This window comes from Streptococcus suis (assembly GCF_002960445.1).
GTDB lineage: Bacteria > Bacillota > Bacilli > Lactobacillales > Streptococcaceae > Streptococcus > Streptococcus hyiners.
On the sequence record NZ_POJD01000139.1, the window covers coordinates 1 to 316 of the forward strand.

Sequence of the window (316 nt, forward strand, 5' to 3'; positions counted from 1 at the left end):
ATTTTGCACCGGACAAAGCATTAAAGCCTGCTGTAATACCAATCGATTGAACAAATGCCAGTACCAAAGAAATGTAGCGTGTTGCTTGATTTAGTTTACGACGACCAACTTCACCTTGCTTACCCCATTCAACAAATTTAGGTAAAATATCCATTTGTAAAAGTTGAACAATGATGGAAGCTGTAATATAAGGACTAACACCTAGTGCGAAAACTGAGAAATTACGCATAGCATTTCCTGAAACCAAACTCAACATGTTCAAGAACGGAAGGTTTGACAAGGCCTCAAGACTCTTTGCGTTTACTCCTGGTACTGT

1 pseudogene is annotated in these 316 nt (G+C 38.9%); it reads right to left on the minus strand.

Features of this window, described 5'->3' with window-relative positions:
* Window positions 1–316: pseudogene (locus tag C1G53_RS03775) on the minus strand (preprotein translocase subunit SecY); the annotation flags it as partial.